This is a genomic window from Janthinobacterium sp. JC611 (genome assembly GCF_018682595.1).
In the GTDB taxonomy this organism is placed as follows: domain Bacteria; phylum Pseudomonadota; class Gammaproteobacteria; order Burkholderiales; family Burkholderiaceae_D; genus Janthinobacterium.
Map to the genome: position 1 here is coordinate 1 of NZ_JAFLJN010000007.1, position 19,528 is coordinate 19,528.

The 19,528-nt window shown below is 63.8% G+C and carries 15 protein-coding genes and 1 rRNA gene; 3 read left to right on the top strand and 13 right to left on the bottom strand.

The annotated features are described in order from the left end of the window. Nucleotides 1-145 precede the first annotated feature (145 nt). A 5S ribosomal RNA gene (gene rrf / locus J0O65_RS06750) occupies nucleotides 146-258 on the top strand. Between the two features lie 111 nt (nucleotides 259-369). Further along, on the top strand, nucleotides 370-1,668 hold the full coding sequence (locus J0O65_RS06755) for a leucine-rich repeat-containing protein kinase family protein (RefSeq protein WP_353056163.1): 1,299 nt from the start codon (nucleotides 370-372) through the stop codon (nucleotides 1,666-1,668). A 55-nt stretch (nucleotides 1,669-1,723) separates the two neighbouring features. On the opposite strand, the gene J0O65_RS06760 is transcribed toward J0O65_RS06755, so the two are convergent. Together J0O65_RS06760 and J0O65_RS06765 are read right to left on the bottom strand one after the other, a co-directional pair. Next, nucleotides 1,724-2,989 carry a nitronate monooxygenase gene (locus tag J0O65_RS06760; RefSeq protein ID WP_215405331.1) on the bottom strand — a complete coding sequence of 422 codons (1,266 nt, stop codon included), beginning with the start codon at nucleotides 2,987-2,989 and terminating at the stop codon, nucleotides 1,724-1,726. Between the two features lie 183 nt (nucleotides 2,990-3,172). Beyond that, on the bottom strand, nucleotides 3,173-3,658 hold the full coding sequence (locus J0O65_RS06765) for a YajQ family cyclic di-GMP-binding protein (protein ID WP_034759416.1): 486 nt from the start codon (nucleotides 3,656-3,658) through the stop codon (nucleotides 3,173-3,175). A gap of 185 nt (nucleotides 3,659-3,843) precedes the next feature. On the opposite strand from J0O65_RS06765, the gene murB reads away from it, so the two are divergent. Then, complete coding sequence (gene murB / locus J0O65_RS06770) at nucleotides 3,844-4,872, top strand: UDP-N-acetylmuramate dehydrogenase (RefSeq protein ID WP_215405333.1); 1,029 nt, start codon at nucleotides 3,844-3,846, stop codon at nucleotides 4,870-4,872. A gap of 111 nt (nucleotides 4,873-4,983) precedes the next feature. Here murB and ppnP read toward each other — a convergent pair whose 3' ends face one another. The 11 genes from ppnP to J0O65_RS06825 form a co-directional block, all read right to left on the bottom strand. Further along, nucleotides 4,984-5,298, bottom strand: a complete 315-nt coding sequence (gene ppnP, locus J0O65_RS06775) for a pyrimidine/purine nucleoside phosphorylase (protein WP_215405335.1) — start codon at nucleotides 5,296-5,298, stop codon at nucleotides 4,984-4,986. Between the two features lie 25 nt (nucleotides 5,299-5,323). Next, the gene (locus J0O65_RS06780) at nucleotides 5,324-6,349 is read right to left on the bottom strand and encodes a diguanylate cyclase (protein WP_215405337.1); all 1,026 of its coding nucleotides are present in this window, start codon (nucleotides 6,347-6,349) and stop codon (nucleotides 5,324-5,326) included. Between the two features lie 10 nt (nucleotides 6,350-6,359). Next, a complete protein-coding gene (gene cheB, locus J0O65_RS06785) occupies nucleotides 6,360-7,412 on the bottom strand; it encodes a chemotaxis-specific protein-glutamate methyltransferase CheB (RefSeq protein ID WP_215405339.1) in 1,053 nt (350 codons plus the stop codon). Between the two features lie 10 nt (nucleotides 7,413-7,422). Continuing rightward, nucleotides 7,423-9,726: a hybrid sensor histidine kinase/response regulator gene (locus J0O65_RS06790; RefSeq protein WP_215405341.1), complete on the bottom strand. Its 2,304-nt coding sequence runs from the start codon at nucleotides 9,724-9,726 to the stop codon at nucleotides 7,423-7,425. Then, the gene (locus J0O65_RS06795; protein WP_215405343.1) at nucleotides 9,723-10,409 is read right to left on the bottom strand and encodes a chemotaxis protein CheW; all 687 of its coding nucleotides are present in this window, start codon (nucleotides 10,407-10,409) and stop codon (nucleotides 9,723-9,725) included. Before J0O65_RS06795 ends, J0O65_RS06790 begins: the two co-directional genes overlap by 4 nt. Nucleotides 10,410-10,418: 9 nt before the next feature. Further along, nucleotides 10,419-11,654 (bottom strand): CheR family methyltransferase, encoded by a 1,236-nt coding sequence (locus tag J0O65_RS06800; protein ID WP_215405345.1) that lies wholly within the window; start codon nucleotides 11,652-11,654, stop codon nucleotides 10,419-10,421. Continuing rightward, complete coding sequence (locus J0O65_RS06805; RefSeq protein ID WP_215405347.1) at nucleotides 11,651-12,109, bottom strand: chemotaxis protein CheW; 459 nt, start codon at nucleotides 12,107-12,109, stop codon at nucleotides 11,651-11,653. The genes J0O65_RS06800 and J0O65_RS06805 overlap by 4 nt, the downstream gene beginning before the upstream one ends. A 4-nt stretch (nucleotides 12,110-12,113) precedes the next feature. After that, a complete protein-coding gene (locus tag J0O65_RS06810) occupies nucleotides 12,114-13,925 on the bottom strand; it encodes a methyl-accepting chemotaxis protein (RefSeq protein WP_215405349.1) in 1,812 nt (603 codons plus the stop codon). Nucleotides 13,926-14,113: 188 nt separating this feature from the next. Next, nucleotides 14,114-15,349, bottom strand: coding sequence for an argininosuccinate synthase (locus tag J0O65_RS06815; protein WP_086140762.1), 1,236 nt, complete (start codon nucleotides 15,347-15,349; stop codon nucleotides 14,114-14,116). A 69-nt stretch (nucleotides 15,350-15,418) separates the two neighbouring features. Beyond that, nucleotides 15,419-16,339: an ornithine carbamoyltransferase gene (argF, locus tag J0O65_RS06820; protein ID WP_215405351.1), complete on the bottom strand. Its 921-nt coding sequence runs from the start codon at nucleotides 16,337-16,339 to the stop codon at nucleotides 15,419-15,421. A gap of 284 nt (nucleotides 16,340-16,623) precedes the next feature. Then, nucleotides 16,624-19,476 carry an ATP-binding protein gene (locus tag J0O65_RS06825; RefSeq protein ID WP_215405353.1) on the bottom strand — a complete coding sequence of 951 codons (2,853 nt, stop codon included), beginning with the start codon at nucleotides 19,474-19,476 and terminating at the stop codon, nucleotides 16,624-16,626. Nucleotides 19,477-19,528: the final 52 nt, after the last annotated feature.

A 19,528-nucleotide genomic window follows, 5' to 3' on the forward strand; every position in this document is an offset into this window, starting at 1 on the left:
GTCCCTATAACCTTAGCAGGTGCAGAGGATAAGACGGTACAACGTTGCGTGTGTGTTGATACACCAATTCATTACCCCGATCTTTGCTTCTTCCAGATTCATGGCCTTGTCGCTCCACCGAGGACAAATGCCAGTACAAGTTATGCCTGATGACCATAGCAAGTTGGTCCCACCCCTTCCCATCCCGAACAGGACCGTGAAACAACTTTGCGCCGATGATAGTGCTGCAACCAGTGTGAAAGTAGGTTATCGTCAGGCTTGTTATTCGAAAAAACCCCTTCCGGTGATCCGGTTGGGGTTTTTTTACGTCCAATGATTTAATGCATGGCATCGATCGCGTGCCACCTTGAAAGGGATATCTTGTCTGCTGTGCATACGCTGGAACAATTACGTGCTGGTCAACTGGCTGGCCTGCGCCGCCTGACGCTGGCCTGCGGCTTGACGGAATTCCCCCGCGAAATCTTCGATCTGGCCGACAGCCTGGAAATCCTCGACCTGTCGGGCAATGCGCTGTCATCCCTGCCAGACGACCTGTCGCGCCTATACAAGCTGCGCATCATCTTTTGCTCGAATAACCTGTTTACTACCTTGCCGGCCGTGCTCGGTTCCTGTCCTGCGCTGGAAATGATCGGTTTCAAGGCGAACCGGATCAGTCTTGTGTCGGCCGCGGCCTTGCCATCCAGGCTGCGCTGGCTGACCCTGACCGACAATGTCATCGAGTCCATGCCGGATGCGCTGGGCCAGTGCGTGCAATTACAGAAACTCATGTTGGCGGGAAATTGCCTGGACAGTTTGCCGGCATCCCTGGCGAATTGCCATCGGCTGGAACTGGTGCGCATCGCCGCCAACCGTTACACGACGCTGCCCGATTGCCTGTTCTCCTTGCCACGCCTGAGCTGGCTCGCGTATGCGGGCAATCCCTGCACGCAAGCGCGTGAGCTGGCGGCCCTGGCCGGTACCGCTGCGGCGGGCGTGGCATGGCAGCGCCTGGAACTGGCGCAGCAGCTGGGCGAGGGGGCATCCGGCGTGATTTATCGTGCCCGCCTCGATGGCGCCGATGAGGTCGCCGTCAAAGTGTTCAAGGGGGCGATGACCAGCGACGGCTTGCCGCGCAGTGAAATGGCCGCTTGCGTCGGCGCCGGTGCCCATCCGAGCCTGATTCCCATCCTCGGGACGCTCGATGCACATCCGCAAGGAGCGCTGGGACTCGTCATGCCGCTCATCGATGCGGCCTTCCGCAATCTGGCCGGCCCGCCGAGCCTGGAATCGTGCACGCGCGACGTGTATGCCGATGGCCTGCGTTTCAGTACGCAGCAAGCGCTGGCGATTACCCATGGCATCGCCTCGGCCGTATGCCAGTTGCATGCGCGCGGCGTCATGCACGGCGATCTGTACGCCCACAATATCCTGCATGCGGACGGTGGCGCTTGCCTGTTGGGTGATTTTGGCGCGGCGTCCATGTTTGCGCCCGGCTCGCCGCAAGGGGACTTGTTACAGGGCATCGAGGCGCGTGCCTTTGGCGTGCTGCTGGGCGAGTTGATGGCGCGTTGTGCAACGCCATTGCCCGCCCTGCAGACCTTGCTGGACGCTTGCCTGCAGGAAGAGGTGCGGCGGCGGCCAAGCTTCGATATGATCGAACGGGCATTGCGGGACATGCTTCCGGCATAAAAAAAATGGCGCAGCCTTCGCAGGCTGCGCCATTTTCATTTCAAGCTGGCAAGATTCAGCCTGCTGCCTGGATTTCTTTTTCCGGCAGGGCGATCTGGTTGTCGACGCTGAACTGGTAGTCCTTGAAGACATGTTCGGCCGTCAGGATCTGGTATTCACCATTGTCGAGCTTGTGCGTGGTGTCCTTCAGTCGATACGTGTAATGGCCGCAGGTCCAGCAGTTAAAGTTGCGCATGTGGGTGCACAGGCAAGTCTTGTCCATCACGACGACGGTTTTTTGTTCCGGATGGGCAGCCACTTCGCGGTTGTACGAGTTGATGTAGGCGCAGTTGCCCGTCGCGTCGAGCAGATAGCCATACGATTCGCAGCCTGGACGGATGCCGGCGCCGATGGCGGGCGTGTTCTTCAGCATGCGCATCGGGTAGCCCGTCGGCGAGACGCCGTTGACGATGATGTCTTCTTCCGAGGCCTTGTAGTATTCCTGCTTGACCTTGTTTGGCAAGCCGCATTCCTTGGTGACGGTAAAGCGCGTCGCCACTTGCACGCCAGCCGCGCCCGCTTCCAGGAAGGAGACGGCGTCGCTGCCCGTGAAAATGCCGCCGGCGGCGATCAGCGGGATGTCCAGCTGTTCGGCCTTCAGGTAGGCCAGCAGTTCCGCCGTGATCGTGTGCAGGTCGTAATTGGCCCAGTCCATGCCGAAGCCCAGGTGGCCGCCGGCCAAGGGGCCCTCGACGATGATGAAGTCGGGCAAGCGGTCCAGCTTGGCGTTCTTGCGCAGGAAAATCTGCAAGGCGCGCACGGACGAGACGATGATGCCCAGCTTGGCATCGCGGAAACGCGGATGGTCGGCCATCAGGGCAAACGAGCCGAAGTGCAAACCGGCCGACAGGGTGATGCCGTCGATGCCCGCGTCCAGCGCCGCGTTCAGGCGCACGCGCAAGGTTTCGCGCGGGCCGTTCATGGTCAGCTTTTCCATGCAATTGACGAAGATCAAGCCATCGCCTTTTTTCGCTTCCATGGTGCGCCCGATATGCAGGCGCTGTGCTTCGGCCAGGCGGCCCAGGTCGAACTGCACCACGGCCTTGTCGCTGTTATTGATGTTGAACTTGTACAGTTTCGTCTTGTCTTTGACGAAGGTGGTGTCGAAACGGCGGTCCGACACGTCTTCCACCATGGCATCGGAAATATGGCCGATACCGTTCAGCCGGGCCGCTTCCAGGGCCAGCTCCGACGTGGAAATATCCACACCCATTCCGCCTATCATGATGGGCACATATTCTTTTTTGCCAAATCGCAGGCGGAAATCATCAACACGTTTCATTGCTATCCTTAGACTACCGTGGTTATCACTGAGCCAGATGTACGGTCAAGCCCGCCGCCGGTCAGGCGCGCGGGCGCATGTAGCTGTGCGCAGCTTCAATTCTACTCCAAGCGGGCAGGCGCTCCGGGGCGGCTTGCCATCCTGCCGGTGCAAGCGCAGGCCGCAGCGTGCGCCGCATCGGAATTAATCGCGGAAATTGTTAAATTCCAGCGGCATGTCGGGCACGTCCTTGCGCAGCATGGCCATGGCCGCCTGCAGGTCGTCGCGCTTGGCGCCCGTGACGCGCACGGCTTCGCCCTGGATGCTCGCTTGCACTTTCATCTTGCTGTCCTTGATGACGCGCACGATTTTCTTGGCATCATCCGATTCGATGCCGTTCTTGATCTTGATGATCTGCTTGACCTTGTCGCCGCCGATCTTTTTGATGTCGCCTTCGTCGAGGAAGCGCACATCGACCTTGCGTTTGGTCAATTTGTTGGTCAGCACATCGCGCACCTGGCTGAGCTGGAATTCCGAGTCGGCAAACGCGGTCAATTCGTTTTCCTTGTGTTCGACGCGGGCGTCGCTGCCCTTGAAGTCGAAGCGGGTCGTGATTTCCTTGTTGGATTGCTCGACGGCATTCTTGACTTCGATCATATCGGCTTCGGAGACTACATCAAATGACGGCATGGTCTGTTCCTTTTCTTGTTAAAGCGAGCGCGCGCTCGGCGCGCTGGGCCTTGGCGGCTGATTCTGCGCCATGGGACGGCCCTGTTAAAGATGCGACATTTTAACGGACAACGGGCAAGTCGCCCTTGTCCTGAGGTGGTTTTTTGTCGCTTTCGCTCTATAATCGAGCAAAATTTCCCTATCCCATGTCTGCAGAGCTCACCATCGAACACAATTACTCCCTCCAGCGCCTGAATACTTTCGGCATCGAAGCCAACGCGGCCGCCTACGTCCGCATCACTTCGCAGGCCCAATTGCAGGCCGCGCTGCAAGATCCCGCCTTGTCCGCCATGCCGCGCCTGATACTGGGCGGGGGCAGCAACATCGTGCTGACGGGCGACTTTCCCGGCGCCGTGCTGCACATGGCCACGCGCGGCATGCGCCTGGCGCAGGCGGATGTCGAGACCATACTCGTCACGGCCGCGGCCGGCGAAAACTGGCACGATTTCGTGCAGTGGACCTTGGCGCAAGGCGTGGGCGGGCTGGAAAACCTGTCCCTGATCCCCGGCACGGTGGGCGCGGCGCCTATCCAGAATATCGGCGCGTATGGCGTTGAAATCAAGGATTATCTGCATAGCGTGAGCGTCATGCACAGCGCCAGCGGCATCGTCTTCGACATGGACCGCGACGCCTGCCGCTTCGCTTACCGCGACAGCATCTTCAAGCAGGCGGACGGGCGCGAGCTGATCGTGCTGGAAGTGACGTTTGCCTTGCCGGCCGAGTGGCTGCCGAACTTGCGCTATGCGGAACTGGCGCTGGCCGTGGCCGAGCGCAATCTTGCCGAGCCGACGCCACAGCAGGTGGCCGACACGGTGATGGCGATCCGCCGGCGAAAATTGCCCGATCCGGCCGTGATCGGCAATGCGGGCAGCTTCTTCAAGAATCCGGTGGTGTCACGTGAGCAATGTCTTGCCTTGCTGGAACGTTTCCCTGCGCTCGTGCACCATGCGCAACCCGATGGCACGGAAAAGCTGGCGGCCGGCTGGCTGATCGATCAGTGCGGCTGGAAGGGGAAAAACCTGGGGCCCGCGGGAGTGTATCCCAAGCAGGCGCTGGTTCTGGTGAATAATGGCGGCGCTCGTGGCGCGGACATTACCCGGCTGGCGGCAGCGATACAGGATGACGTGGAGGCGAAATATGGCGTGCGCCTGTCGCCCGAGCCTGTGTTTGTCTAAATAGTCAATCCGCGCTTGAAAAAATGTTCAGGGCAAGGCGCATTGCCGAAGACAGTACGCATAGTACGGCGAGGCAGTGCAACGCAGCCATGGACGTTTTTTCTGCGTGGATTAACCAAAGTGACAGACATAGTCTAATGTCTCCACCGTTTCGATATCGAAATGGCTATTGCCCGGCACCTTGAATTGCGTGCCCGCGCCATAGCTGTTCCACTCTGTCGCGTCGGCCAGGCGTACCTTGCACAGGCCGCCGACGATTTCCATGATTTCCGGCGCGCCCGTGTTGAAGCGCAACGATGACGGAAAAATCACGCCCACGCTTTTCTTCGTGCCGTCGGCCAGGATGACATTGTGCGAAATGCACTTGCCGTCAAAGTAGATATTCGATTTCTTGACGACGCTGACATTGTCCAGTTGTGTGCTCATGTTTCACTTTCCTTGCTGTTAAAAATCAGTCTTGGACGTCATCGGCGCTCAGCACGCTGTTGCGTCCGCCGCGCTTGGCCGCGTACAGGGCCTGGTCGGCGCGGTTGATCAGTTGCTCCACCGTCGAGTCCGGGGAGGGCGCGATGGTGGCCACGCCGATCGAGATGGTGACGATGCCCGTGCTCGTCGCCGGGTTCTCGACCTGCAAGCCTTCCAGGTGGCGCCGGCATGCTTCGGCGATCAGCAGCGCGCCGGCCGCTTCTGTTTCCGGCAGGATCAGGGCGAATTCCTCGCCGCCGTAGCGGGCGGCCAGGTCGGCCGGGCGTTTCAAATGTTCCGTCAGCACGGCGGCGACTTTTTTCAGGCACAGGTCGCCGGCCAGGTGGCCAAAGTGATCGTTATAGCTCTTGAAATGGTCGATATCGCAGAACAGCAGGCTCAGCGGCGTCTTGTCGCGCTGGCCCCGCTGCCATTCGAATTGCAGGGTTTCATCGAAGCGGCGGCGGTTGGCGATGCCCGTCAAGCCATCGAGGGCGGCCAGTTTCTGTAATTCAATATTCGCGTCGGCCAGGTTCTTTTGGCTTTCACGCAGAAAACGAAATGCCTGGTCGCGCTGCAGCCGGCTGATGTGCGCATTGGAATGGTAGCGTATGCGCGCCAGCAGTTCCAGGCGATCCGGCAGTTTCACCACATAATCGTTGGCGCCGACGGCAAAGCTGTGCGCCTTCAGTTTCGGGTCATCCTTGGCCGACATGACGATCACCGGCACGTGCGCCAGCGCCGCGTTTTCGCGGTACAGCTTGATCAAGGCGAAGCCGTCGATGCCCGGCATCACCAGGTCTTGCAGGATGACGGTCGGTTGCAAACGCAGCGCCGTGTCCAGCGCCTGCGTGGCGTCGGTCACGTAGTGAAATTCGATATCCTGCTGGTCGCTGAGCATGCGCCGCACTGCCTCGGCTATGATCAACTGGTCGTCCACCAGCAGCACGCTGACCTTGAATTCGGTCAATGCGGGCTCATGCTGGGTGAAGCTGGAGGAGAATTCTGGCATTGCATTCTTTTCAGATGTTGGGGGAGGGATCCCACCCATTGTTGAGCTTGGCGCCCAGGCGGCTGCGCAGGCTGGCGCCTATTCTATCCAAGGGCAGGATTTGTTGCGCCGCATCGAGTTCGGCCGCCGCGCGCGGCATGCCGTACACGGCGCTGCTGGCCTGGTCTTGCGCGATGGTCGTCTTGCCGGCGCGGCGCATGGCCAGCAAGCCATCGCCGCCGTCGCGCCCCATGCCTGTGAGCAATACGCCGATGGCGTCGCCGCGCCAGTGCTGCGCCACGCAGTTGAAGAAAACATCGACGGAAGGGCGGTAAACATAGTCGCGCGGTGCCGCATCGTAACCCAAACGATAATTTTGATCTAGCAGCAGGTGATCATTGGTCTTGGCGATCAGTACTGCGCCGGACACCAGTTCGTCGCCGTCGGCGATCACGCGCACGGGCATGCTGAGCTGGTCGTCGAGCCATTTGGCGAAGTGCGAGGCGAAGGTTTCATCGATGTGCTGCACCACGACGATGGCGCAGCCGGGCGGCGCCGTCCAGCCGGACAGCACCTTCGCCACCGCTGACGGCCCCCCCGTCGAGGCGCCGATGGCCACCAGGGTCGATACCTGGCCGTGGCCCCGTTCGCCGCCATTGCCGTTCGCCTGGCGCGGCGCAGGTGCTTCGGCGCTGTGGCGTATCAGCTTGCCGATGGTCTTGATCTTGGCCAGCAGCTCGCTGTCGCCGCCCGCTTCCCCCTGCAGCACGGGCGTGGCCGTGACGTCGAGCGCGCCCGCGCCCAGCGCGCGGAAGACCTGGTTGACGTTGTCCTGCGGGCGCCCCGTGACCACCAGGATGGCGCACGGGTTTTGCTCCATGATCAGGCGCGTCGCTTCCACGCCATCCATCTCCGGCATGTTCAGGTCCATCAGGATCAGGTCGGGGCGGCTGCCTTCGCACATGCGCACGGCCTCGAGTCCCGTGCGGGCGATCCACAGCACCTGGTGTTCCTGCGTACTGGCGACCACCCGGCGCAGGGCCTCGGCGGCCATGGCGACATCGTTGGCAATGGCAATTTTCATGAAGTGCAATTCATAAGCGGGCATCTCCTATCAGGTCGGCCACCGCGTCGAGCAAGGTCTCGTCGTGGAAGCTGCCTTTGGTCAGATAATAGTCGGCGCCGGCGGACAGGCCGCGCGCGCGGTCTTCCGGGCGGTCCTTGTAAGAGACGATCATCACCGGCAGCTTGTGCAGGTGCAGGTCCTTCTTGATCAGCGAGACCAGTTCGATGCCATCCATGCGCGGCATGTCCACGTCGGTGATCACCAGGTCGTATTCGCCGCTGCGCACGACGTTCCAGCCGTCGATGCCGTCGATGGCCACGTCGACCTCGAAGCCGCGCGCCAGCAGCAGCTTGCGCTCCATTTCGCGCACCGTCAGCGAATCGTCGACGACGAGGATGCGCTTGGCGCGGCGCTGCTGCGCGTGGTCCGCCTGCGTCAGCTGGTGCAGGCCGCCCTCGTGCAGCAGCTTGTCGATCGACAGCAGCAGGTCGGGCACGTCGAGGATCAGCACCGGCTCGCCGTCGTCCAGCAGGGCGGCGGCGGAAATGTCGCGCATCTTGCCGAAGATCGGATCGATGGCTTGCACGGCCAGGCTTTGCTCGCCGCGGATGGCGTCGACCACCAGCGCATAGCTTTGCTTGCCGCGGCCGATCACCACCACCGGCAAGTCCTCGGCCTGGTTGGCCGCCTCGCCCAGCTCCAGCACCTGCGCCGCCGACACCAGGCCCAGGTGCTCGCCCTTGAGTTCGAAGAATTGCTTGTTTTCCAGCGTATGGATGGCCGCTTGCGGCACGCGCACCACGCTTTCCACCTTGACGATGGGGATGGCGTAGGCTTCGCCGTGCACGTCGACCACCAGCGCGCGCACGATCGATTGCGTCAGCGGCAGGGTGACGAGGGCGCGGAAACCCCGGCCCGGCTCCGATTCCAGGCGTACCGTGCCGTTTTGCTGGCGTATCGTTTCGTGCACGATGTCGAGGCCCACGCCACGTCCGGACAATTGATTCGCCGTCGCCTTCAGGCTGAAGGCGGGCAGGAACAGGAACTCCAGCAGCTCGCCCGGCGACAGCGCGGCCGCCATGGCGGGGCTGGCCATCTTGCGCTCGACGACGGACTGGCGGATCTTTTCCAGGTCGACGCCGCGCCCGTCGTCGCTGATCTCGATGCTCAGCATGCCGGCGCGGTGGCGCGCTTCCATGCGTATCGTGCCCAGCGCTTCCTTGCCCGCGTCGATGCGCTCGTACGGGCCTTCCATGCCATGGTCGATGGCGTTGCGCAGCATGTGGTTTAGCGGGCTTTCGATCTTTGCCAGGATGTCGCGGTCGACCAGCGTGTCCTCGCCCTCGATCTCCAGCCGCACTTCCTTGCCCAGGCTGCGCGCCAGGTCGCGCACCATGCGGGGAAACGCGTGGATACCGTCGCGGAAAGGGCGCATGCGCAGGGCCAGTACTTCGTCGACCATGCCTTGCGAGACGGCCAGCAGGCGCCGTTCATAGGTTTCGATGTCGGCGATGTGCTCGAGCATGAACTGCTTCAGGGGCTGCGTCTTTTGCAGCGCCAGCAGCGACTTTTCCATCAGGCCCGCGTCGCCCGAGCGGGCAATGGCTTCGTGCAGGTGCTCGATGGCGGAAAACAGGCTGCTCTGGTTGCGCTTGAAGCGCTGCAGCGCGCCGATGAACGGGTGCATCTGGTGCGCATTGATGCGCGATTCGCTGGCCAGCGACAGCAGCTTGTCGAAGTTTTGCGCCGGCGCCTTGGCGGGAGCGCCGGCGCGCGGCGCGGGCGCCCCCGCCGACTCCGGCTCCGGTTCCGGCTCCTCGCCCGCCAGGCCGCTGGCCACGGGAGCCTGCGGCTCGGCCGCTGCCGCCGGCGCTGGCATGGGCGCCGGCGCCGAAGGCAGGGCGGGCAATTCGGGCAGGTCGGCGATGCCGGCGATGGCGTTCAGGGTCTGGTCGATCTGCGCCGCATTGGCGGCCAGCCAGGCTTCGGCGCCCACGTCGTCCAGGCGCGACAGTTGCACGATCAGGTCGACGCCCGACAGCAGCACGTCGACCCGCTCCGGCGTGAGTGTCAAGCGGCCGTGCTGGGCGGCGACAAAGCTGTCTTCCATGCCGTGCGCCAGCTGCACCACCACCTGCAGGCCGACGATGGCGGCGGCGCCCTTGATCGAGTGCGCCGCGCGCATCATCGCTTCGACGGCCGCCGCGTCGCCCGCATGGCGCTCCATGGCCAGCAAGCCGTCGGTGAGAATCTGGGTCTGGCTGTCCGCCTCCATGCGGAACAGGTCCAGCATGGAAAAGGCACTCAGGTCGCCGTGCTGGTCCTGGCTCATCGTAATAGTCTCGCAAGTTGAAAGCCGATCAGCGCCGTGTCGAGGCAGCCGATGCGCATGTCGCCCTCGGTGATCACGCCCGACAGAAAACGCGACAGGCCCTTGTTGATGGTGGCCGCCGGCGTTTGCACGGCGCTTGAGGCGTAGCGCACGATGCCGTGCAGGTCGGCCACGGGCAGCGCGTAGGCCTGTTCCTCCCAGCGCATCAGCAGCAGGCGCGCGAACGTGTGGCGGCCGCGGGCCGCTGGCGCGCCCTGTTCGTCGATGCCCAGCAGCGATGCCAGCGACATGCATGGATACAGCTTGCCGCCGATATTGACGATGCCCGACAGGCCGCGCCCGCCACGGTGCGGCAGCGCATGCGGCTTGGCCTGCGGCGCCACGGAGTCGAACACGCGCGTGGGCAGCGCCAGCCATTCGCGGCCGATGCGAAACACCAGCGCCGAGTTGTCGCGCACTTCGCCGCCCGCATCGAGCTGGCGGAAGTGGCTGGCCCAGTCGCGCCGGTAGTGTTCGTCCACGGGCCGCTGCAGGTTGCGCTGCGCGGCGCCCGCATACACCTCGCAGTTACGGCAATGCACGTTGACCGGCAGCTTGGGGCAGCTCTGGTCGCCGACCACGCCGATATGGTTCCAGCAGTCGTCGATGGCGGTGGGGGACTCGTTGGCGATGAGCTTGGTCATGCTTGCCCCTTAGTTGGACGCCTGGCGGCGCTGGTAGATGCGCGCCGCGCGCGCCTTCAGGGTGGCGGCGGCCGTGTGGTTGCCATTGCGTTCGGCCAGCAGCGACAGGTGGCACAATGCTTCGTAATGGTCGGGCTGCAGGTAGATGCAGCGGCGCCAGTAATCGTCGGCCAGATCCATCTTGCCGGCCAGTTCATTGATGATGCCCAGCATGAAATACGCTTCCGCCGCCTCGGGTACCCTGGCCAGGTGGGCGTGGCATTTTTCACCGGCTTCGCGCAGCTGGCCGCGGTCGGCCAGCAGGCGCGCCTCGGCCAGCAAATCGGCTTGCGCGGCCGGCGCCGGCGGGGGCGCAGCCACGGGGCGCGCGCGCGGCGCCGCCGGCGCGACGGGCGCCGAGGGCGTACTGGCGCGCCTGGGCGCGGGCGGCACGCTGCGCAGGGCAGGCAGCGGCGCCACCTGGATGACGGCAGCCGGCGGCGTGTTGTCCTTTTTCAGCGCGAAGGCCTGGCGGAACTGCAGCGGCGCAAAGCCGTTCTGGCAGAACGACGGCACTTCCGCATAGCCGGCCAGCAGCATGCCGTCGTCGGCCAGCAGCGCCGACAGATTCTCGATGGCCGCGCGCGTGGTCGGCTTGTCGAAGTAAATCAGGAGGTTGCGACAGAAGATGACGTCGTAGTGGCGGCTGTAGGTGGCGGTGTCGAACTGCAGCAGATTGCCCTGCCTGAAGGTGACTTGCTCGCGCAAGGCGTCGATGATGCGGTAGGCGTCGTCGGCCACGTGCGTGAAATAGCGTTCGCGGAAGGCCACGTCCTGCGCGCGGAAGGCGTTGCGGCCATACACGCCGGCCTGCGCCCGCTCGATGCAGCCGGGGCTCAGGTCATACGCGTCGATGCTGAACGCCTGTTTCGGCACGCCGCCGTCGCGCAGCGCCATGGCCATCGAATACGGTTCCTCGCCGCCGGCGCAGGGAATCGACAGGATGCGCGTGGCGCGTCCGCGTGCCCAGCGTTCCTGCACCAGTTCGACGGTGGCGTAGAACGCCTGCGGGTCGCGGAACAGCCACGATTCCGGCACCACCACCAGTTCGATCAATTGCGTCATTTCGGCCGGCGTGAGCGCCTGCAGGTAGGCCTCGCTGTCGGTAAAGCCCGTTTGCTCCATGCGCTGGCCAACGGCCCGCTCGGCCACGGCCTTGGAAACGGACAGGCCGGTCGCGCGGCGCAGCAAGGCTTGCGCCGTCATGCCGCGCCCGCGTCTTGAAACAGCAGCGCGCGCACGTCCGGCGGCAGCAGGTATTCCAGTTCCACCAGCTGCACGATGCCGTCGGCGTCGCTGGCCACCTGGCCCAGGAAGGGCGCCGTCGCCACGCCGCTATCGTCAAGCTTTTCCGTATCGATGTCGGCGATGCCGCGCACCTGCGAGGCCAGCAAGCCCAGCGCGCGCGCGGTGGCGCCGCCAGGCGCGCGGTAGTCGACGATGACGATGCGCGTGTCGAACTGCGCGGCGGCGGCCGGCAGCCCGGCCAGGCGCGACAGGTCGATCACGGGCACGGGCGTGCCGTGCAAGTCCATCAGGCCGGCCACATAGTCTGGCGTGAGCGGCAACTGTTTCAGCTCCAGCAGCGGCAAGACGCGCACGATGCCGGCCAGGGGCAGGCCATAGCGGTCGCGTCCGATGTGAAAGAGCAGCACTTTCATGGGATCAGATGGTGACGGCGAAGCTCGACACGCTCGACTGCAGGTCGCCCGCCGCATATTGCAGCTGGTGCACCGCTTCGCTGGTGGCTTTCAAGGACTCCACCGTCTGCTGCGTGGCGTCGTTGAGCTGCATCATGGTGTCGGAAATCTGCGAGGCGCCGATGGCTTGCGACTGCATGCCTTGCAGCACGGCGTCGAATTGCGGCGTGAGCTTTTGCACCTGGTCCATCACGGACGACAGCTGCTCGGCCACTTGCCGTACCTCGCCCACGCTGCGGCGAATTTCTTCCGAGAATTTATCCATGCCCATCACGCTGGCGGACACGGCCGACTGCATTTCCTTGAGCATTTGCTCGATATCCCAGGTGGACACGGAGGTCTGGTCGGCCAGGCGGCGGATTTCCGTCGCCACCACGGAAAAGCCGCGGCCCGCCTCGCCCGCTTTTTCCGCCTCGATGGCGGCGTTCAGCGAGAGGATGTTGGTCTGGTCGGCCACCTTGGTGATCGTGATCAGCACGCTATTGATATTGCTGGCTTTTTCCGACAGGGCGGCCAGCTTGGCGTTGATGGAATCGGTGGCCGAGACCATGTGCTGCATGGTCGAATCCATGCGCTTGAGGTTGTTTTGCGCTTCGGCCGTCGCATTCGTCGTGTAGTCGGCCACGGCGGTGGCGTCTTCCATGGTTTTGAGCAACTGGCTCGTATTGGCCGAGATTTCCTTGGTGGTGCTGAGGATTTCCACGCTCGTTTGCGCCTGCTCGATGCCCGTGGCTTCCTGCTGGCGCGCCGAGGCGGCGATTTCCGTGGCGGAGGTCGTCACCTGGATGCCGGCCTTTTGCACATTGTTGAGCAGGCTGCGCAGGTTCTCGAACATCTTCGCCAGGCCGTTGCCCAGCTGGCCGATGGCGTCGTTGCCCGTGATGCCGACCTTGCCCGTCAGGTCGCCCGAGGCCGCCTTCGACACCACTTCCAGCAGCGAATCGACCTTGGCGCGCAAGGTGTTGGTGGCGGCCAGTTCGTTGGCCTGGTTGTCCTGGATGGTTTGCGCCATGCGGTTGAACTCTTCCGTCACCTGGCCCAGCTCGTCGCGCGAGATGATGGCTGCGCGCGCGCTCTGCTCGCCGCCGGCGATGCGCCCGACGGCGTCCGTCAGGCTGTTCAGCGGAGCGAGGATGGAACGCCCCAGCAGGTAGGAAATGCCCAGCGCCAGCACCACGCACAGCAAGCCACCCAGGGCCAGGGTCAGCATCATGGTGTCCTGCAGCTTGGCGGTGGTGGCCGTGCGCTCGGCCAGCAGGCGGCTTTCCTCGGCGGCCGCCTCGTCGAGCAGCTTGTTCGCTTGCTTGACGGCCGGGTAACCGGTCGGCGGCATGGTGCGCGCCACCGATTCCGTGGCGCCCGGCGCGTTGCCCAGCGCGCGGCGCTTCTCGATCAGGGGATCGATCCACTCCTTGACCCAGGCGGCGGTCAGCTGGTCGATCTTGCGGAAGCGTTCCGATTGCACCTTGTTGTCGACCGTCATGGCGATGGCTTTTTGCGTGTGTTGCGTCAGCACCGCCATCTCGTCCGTTTCCGGATTCAGCGACGCTTCGTTGCCTGTGAGGACGAAACCGCGCGCTTCCATCTGGATTTGCAGGATGGAATTGTGAATCTTGCCGATCTCGACCTGTACTTCCATCGTGTGGCGGTCCCATGCATTGGCTTCCGACAGGCGCGAAAAGCTGTTGTAGGCCACGACCAGCAGGATCAGGATGATGGCCACGATGGAGCCGAAGCCCAGGTACAGTTTATTCTTGATGCTCAGGTTTTTGAACATGGGAGGGCTCCGGAAGCGGGAAGGTCAGCACAATTGCACTGTAGCATTTTGCCACGCACACAGCAAAATGGGGGGCAATCCGGGTGCGTGGCGGCGTGTAAATCGCGCATGAGTGCGATGCAAATGCAAAAAGCCGCCCGAAGGCGGCTTTGCGCGGGAGCAAGGGCGGAGTTGCCGCCCCGTCCTGCTTACTTCTGGCCGCGCTTTTCGCGGGCGATGGCGGCGATGCGCATGCGCAGGGCGTTCAGCTTGATGAAGCCGCCGGCGTCGGCCTGGTTGTAGGCGCCGCCGTCTTCGTCGAAGGTGGCGATGTTCATGTCGAACAGCGAATCCGTCTTCGAATCGCGCGACACGACGATGACATTGCCCTTGTACAGCTTGATGCGTACCCAGCCGTTCACGGTTTGCTGCGTGTGGTCGATCAGGGTTTGCAGGGCGACGCGCTCGGGCGCCCACCAGTAGCCGTTGTAGATCATCGACGCGTAGCGCGGCATCAGGTCATCTTTCAAGTGGGCCACTTCGCGGTCCAGGGTGATCGATTCGATGGCGCGGTGGGCTTTGAGCATGATGGTGCCGCCCGGGGTTTCATAGCAGCCGCGCGACTTCATGCCGACGTAGCGGTTTTCCACCAGGTCCAGGCGACCCACGCCATGCTTGCCGCCAACCTTGTTCAGTTCGGCCAGCACGGTGGCGGGCGACATGCGCACGCCGTTGATGGCGACGATGTCGCCTTTTTCGTATTCGATGTCCAGGTATTCCGCTTCGTCCGGCGCCTTTTCAGGGCTGACGGTCCAGCGCCACATCGTTTCTTCCGCTTCGGCGCTCGGGTTTTCCAGGTGGCGGCCTTCAAAGCTGATGTGCAGCAAGTTGGCGTCCATCGAGTACGGCGCGCCGCCGTTCTTGTGCTTCATGTCGATTTCGATGCCGGCGTCTTCCGCGTACTTCAGCAGTTTTTCGCGCGACAGCAGATCCCACTCGCGCCATGGGGCGATGATCTTCACGCCTGGCTTCAGCGCGTAGGCGCCCAGTTCGAAACGCACCTGGTCGTTGCCCTTGCCGGTCGCGCCGTGCGAGATGGCGTCGGCGCCCGTGGCGTTGGCGATTTCGATCAGGCGCTTGGCGATCAATGGACGGGCGATCGAGGTGCCCAGCAGGTATTCGCCTTCATACACGGTATTGGCGCGGAACATCGGGAAGACGAAATCGCGCACGAATTCCTCGCGCACGTCTTCGATATGGATGTTTTCCGGCTTGATGCCGAACTTGATGGCCTTGGCGCGCGCCGGTTCCAGTTCTTCGCCCTGGCCCAGGTCGGCCGTGAAGGTGACGATTTCGCACTGGTAGTTATCTTGCAGCCATTTCAGGATGACGGAGGTGTCGAGTCCGCCGGAATAGGCCAGGACTACTTTTTTAATGTCGCTCATATTGCTTCCAGTTGTCGTTGTCGATGTATGTGTTGCGATGCTGCCAGGTGCTCTGCAATGCCTGGCGAATTATTGGATTTTACCGAGTAACAGGTATTCGATCAGCGCTTTTTGCACGTGCAAGCGGTTTTCCGCCTCGTCCCACACCACCGATTGCGGGCCGTCGATCACTTCGGCGGCCACTTCCTCGCCGCGGTGGGCGGGCAGGCAGTGCATGAACAGGGCGTCGGGCGCGGCGCGGGCCATCTTCGCGCCATCGACGATCCAGCCGTCGAAGGCGGCGATGCGGGCCGCGTTTTCCGCTTCGTAGCCCATGCTGGTCCACACGTCCGTGTTGACCAGGTGCGCGCCTTCGCAGGCGTCGGACGGGTTGTCGAAGAAGGTGTAGCGGTCGGTCTTGACTTGCGACAGGTCAAGGTCGTAGCCCTTCGGCGTCGAGACGTTGACGTGGAAGCCGAACACTTCGGCCGCCTGCAGCCACGAGTACAGCATGTTGTTGGCGTCGCCGATCCAGGCGACGACCTTGCCGGCGATCGAGCCGCGGTGTTCGATGTAGGTGAAGATGTCGGCAAAGACCTGGCACGGGTGGTGTTCATTGGTCAGGCCATTGATCACCGGCACGCGCGAATTGGCGGCGAAACGCTCGATGATTTCCTGGCCAAACGTGCGCACCATGATGATGTCGCACATGCGCGACATGACCTGGCCCGCGTCTTCCACCGGTTCGCCGCGGCCCAGCTGGGAATCGCGCGTATTCAGGTAGATGGCGGCGCCGCCCAGCTGATGCATGCCGGCCTCGAAAGACAGGCGGGTGCGGGTCGAGTTCTTTTCAAAGACCATCACCAGGGTGCGGTCGATCAGGGGATGGTAGATTTCGTAGTTCTTGAACTTGCGCTTGATCAGATGGGCGCGTTCGATCACATATTCGTACTCTTCCAACGTGAAATCGGAGAACTGGAGGTAGTGCTTGATCGGTTTTTTTGTCGACATAATGACCACTTGAAGATGCGCAGGCCGCCGGCGGCGTGCCTTTCCCGCCGGGTTGCATCAGCGTACAACATCTCGACTGATGACTGCCTCGCCCGGCGCGCTGCTGTGTTGATCGGTGCCAGCGCGACGCCTGTCGCGCGGTACGATGCGGTTTGCCAAGTTGAAAATAATGCAATGGCAAGTACTTCAGCCGTTCAATTATAAGGGTTTTGCTTTTAGATTGGAAAGACCGTCCGGGCGCGTACTTGTATAGGCAAGCCTGCGCCCGCGAAAAGGGCGGCCGATTAATAGATGCTGGCGGGCGCGGCGCCGTCCAGCTGGGGCGCCACCAGGGGCAAGTCCAGGGTGAAGCGCGTGCCGGCAGGGCTGCTGGCCACCTGGATGGTGCCGCCCAGCAGGGCCGTGACGATGTTGTAGCTGATCGACAGCCCCAGGCCGCTGCCACCCTGGCCCAGCTTGGTGGTAAAGAAGGGGTCGAAGATGCGCGACAAATGCTGTTCGGCGATGCCGCCGCCATTGTCCTCGAAGACTATCCGCGCGCGCGCGCCGTCCGTCGTGGCGGACAGGCGCATGCAGCCCGTGCCGGCGGCGCCATCGTTGGGCGCGGGGGCGAAGGCGTGCAGCAGGGCATTGTTGATCAGATTGGTGATCACCTGGCCGAACGGGCCAGGATAGCTGTCCATGGCGATGCCGAAGGCTATCTCCATGTCGATGCTGTGGCCCGAACCGCGGATGCGGTTCATGACGGTGGCGATGATTTCATTGCTCACTTGTTGCAAGTCGAACTGGCGCCGCTGCTCGGTGGTGCGGTCGACGGCCACCTGCTTGAAGCTGTTGACCAGGTCGGCCGCGCTGCGCAAGCCGCGCATCACCAGCGCCGACGCCTTGCCCGCATCGTCGATGAAGGCCGCCAGGTCGGAGCGGCGCAGGCCGGGGCCGTTCATCAGGCGTTCCACGTCTTCCGTCTTTTGCTGCATGGTGCTGGCGATCAATAAACTGTTGCCGATCGGGGTATTCAGTTCATGCGCCACGCCCGCCATCAGCGAGCCGAGGGCGGCCAGTTTTTCCTGCGACGCCAATTGCGCCTGGGCGTCCTGCAATTGCCGGTAGGCGCTGGCATTGTCGAGCGCGATGGCGCCGTACGCGCACAGGGTGCGGAAGATCAGGCGCTCGCGTTCGCCATACGCGTTGGCATGGCAAGCTTGCACCGTCATCACGCCCAGCACGCGTTCGCCCACCATCAGCGGCACGTACAGCACGCTCTGGTTATGCAGGGTGCCGGGCACCGTGTAGGCGTGGCGCTTCGGCGGCACCTGGTCGATATACACTTCGCGCCGGCCCAGCAGGCAGCGCACGGAGTAGGCGCGCGGATTGCTCAGCGGAATGGCGTTGTCGGGCAGGGGACGGCCCGCCTCCATGCCATGCGCGCGGCGCAGGGCCGTACCCGTAGGTTCGAGCATGTAGACGGCGAAGGTGTTGACTGGCAGCAAGGCATGCACGTGGCGGTCGAGCACCTGGAAGACGGCGCTGGCGTCGAGGTGGGTGGTGATTTCCTGGCCGATGGCCGACAGCCGTTCCAGGGTGTCGCTGGTCTGCTGCAGCACTTCGGCGCGGCGCGCTTCGGAGGCGGCCAGTTCGCGGTGGTGATAGCCTTCCGAGCGCGCATGTTCCGTCTGGTGGTAGACCTGCATGGCGGTGGCGCGGTTGCTCGCTTGCTGGGTGTGGCTTTTTTCGCGCGCCACGCCCGCATCGAGGGCGATATCGTAGGCGCGCGCATAGTCGCCCGCATGCGCGTATTCGCGCGCCAGCGCATCGAGCAGTTCGCCGGGCGGCGAATACCCTTCGATGGAGGCGGCCACCTGCAGCGCCTGGTGCAGGAAATGCAGGGCGGGATTGCGTTCCGACATGCCTGCGGGCGGCGGCAAGTCGTGACGCGCATGCAACATGGACAAGACGCGCAGCGCCGCCACCTGGTGCATGGCGTCGCCCTGCGCGGTGGCCAGCTGGCAAGCCCGTTCGGCCGCCTGCAGCGCCTCGTCCGGGCGGTCCAGGTAGGACAGCGCGTGGGCGCTGCCGCGCTGCGCCATGCTGCGGAAATCGGCCTGGCCCAGCGCTTCGGCGCGCTGCGCCAGCCGGCTGAAGGCGTCGAGCGCCGTGTCGTAGTCGCCCTTGTCCAGGCTCAGCTCGCCCAAGTGGAGCAGGGCGTTGGCGTAGGTGCGCGCACCGGACACGGGCGCCAGGATGTGCAGCGCTTCGCGCAGCAAGTCTTCGGCGGCGCCCAGCCGCCCCAGCTTGCGCATGGTTTCGGCCGTATGCGTCTGGCAGGCGCCGATGCTGCGCGGCCAGCCCGTGGGACGGGCCAGATCCAGCGCGCACTGCATCCATTCGAGGGCCGATTCGTTGTCGTTGAGGCTGGAGAAACAGTCGCCGATATTGATGGCGGCCGTGATCGCGCCGCGCAGCTGGCCGCTTTCCAGCGCCGCCTCGTAGCTTTGCATGTAGTGGCCGGCCGCCGCGCCCAGGTCGCGCGAGGTGTGCGCCAGCAAGCCGTGGAAGTCATGCACCCAGGCGGCCAGCGGCGCGGCCAGCTTGACGCCGGCGTCGGCCTGGAAGTGGCCGCTCCAGCGGGCCTGGGCGGCCGGCGCGTCGCGCAACACGGCCCAGCGCGCCATGGCCGCGTCGGCCAGGCTGGCGCGCATCGCATCGCCGGCGCCGCGCGCTTGCTGTGCCGCAGCCAGCAGCTCGGCATCGCAGCGGGCATGGTCGCCCCGGTCGACGGCGATCGAGGACAGCAGCCAGTGGGCGTCGGCGCAAGCGGCGCCGTCGCCGTGCGCGCACAGCATGGCGTGCGCCGCCATGGCCAGGCTTTCCGCCGCATCGAGCGCACCTTGCAGCCATGCCACTTCCGCCTGCACCAGTTGCAGGCGCGCGCGCGCCTGTTCCAGTGCCACCGCTTCCAGCCCCGCCAGCGGCAGCAGCAGATGCGCCTCCTCGCTCAGCGCAATTGCTCTGGCGCAATCGCGCTGGCGCAGATGCCACGACAGCGCCAGCAGCAGCGGTACGCGCCCGGCGCCGCGCAACGGCAGCAATGCGCTTTCCCACTGCGCTACGTCATGTTCGAGCGCGAACATTTCCATTCAAGCATTCTCCCCCGCAAACAGTAGCGCCAGCCTGCGATCGCACAGGCCA

Excerpts from the sequence above, each read along its gene's own strand:
- J0O65_RS06760 (WP_215405331.1), bottom strand. The coding sequence starts at position 2,989 with ATGAAACGTGTTGATGATTTCCGCCTGCGATTTGGCAAAAAAGAATAT.
- J0O65_RS06765 (WP_034759416.1), bottom strand. The coding sequence starts at position 3,658 with ATGCCGTCATTTGATGTAGTCTCCGAAGCCGATATGATCGAAGTCAAG.
- murB (WP_215405333.1), top strand. The coding sequence starts at position 3,844 with ATGTCTGCAGAGCTCACCATCGAACACAATTACTCCCTCCAGCGCCTG.
- ppnP (WP_215405335.1), bottom strand. The coding sequence starts at position 5,298 with ATGAGCACACAACTGGACAATGTCAGCGTCGTCAAGAAATCGAATATC.
- J0O65_RS06780 (WP_215405337.1), bottom strand. The coding sequence starts at position 6,349 with ATGCCAGAATTCTCCTCCAGCTTCACCCAGCATGAGCCCGCATTGACC.
- cheB (WP_215405339.1), bottom strand. The coding sequence starts at position 7,412 with ATGAAAATTGCCATTGCCAACGATGTCGCCATGGCCGCCGAGGCCCTG.
- J0O65_RS06790 (WP_215405341.1), bottom strand. The coding sequence starts at position 9,726 with ATGAGCCAGGACCAGCACGGCGACCTGAGTGCCTTTTCCATGCTGGAC.
- J0O65_RS06795 (WP_215405343.1), bottom strand. The coding sequence starts at position 10,409 with ATGACCAAGCTCATCGCCAACGAGTCCCCCACCGCCATCGACGACTGC.
- J0O65_RS06800 (WP_215405345.1), bottom strand. The coding sequence starts at position 11,654 with ATGACGGCGCAAGCCTTGCTGCGCCGCGCGACCGGCCTGTCCGTTTCC.
- J0O65_RS06805 (WP_215405347.1), bottom strand. The coding sequence starts at position 12,109 with ATGAAAGTGCTGCTCTTTCACATCGGACGCGACCGCTATGGCCTGCCC.
- J0O65_RS06810 (WP_215405349.1), bottom strand. The coding sequence starts at position 13,925 with ATGTTCAAAAACCTGAGCATCAAGAATAAACTGTACCTGGGCTTCGGC.
- J0O65_RS06815 (WP_086140762.1), bottom strand. The coding sequence starts at position 15,349 with ATGAGCGACATTAAAAAAGTAGTCCTGGCCTATTCCGGCGGACTCGAC.
- argF (WP_215405351.1), bottom strand. The coding sequence starts at position 16,339 with ATGTCGACAAAAAAACCGATCAAGCACTACCTCCAGTTCTCCGATTTC.
- J0O65_RS06825 (WP_215405353.1), bottom strand. The coding sequence starts at position 19,476 with ATGGAAATGTTCGCGCTCGAACATGACGTAGCGCAGTGGGAAAGCGCA.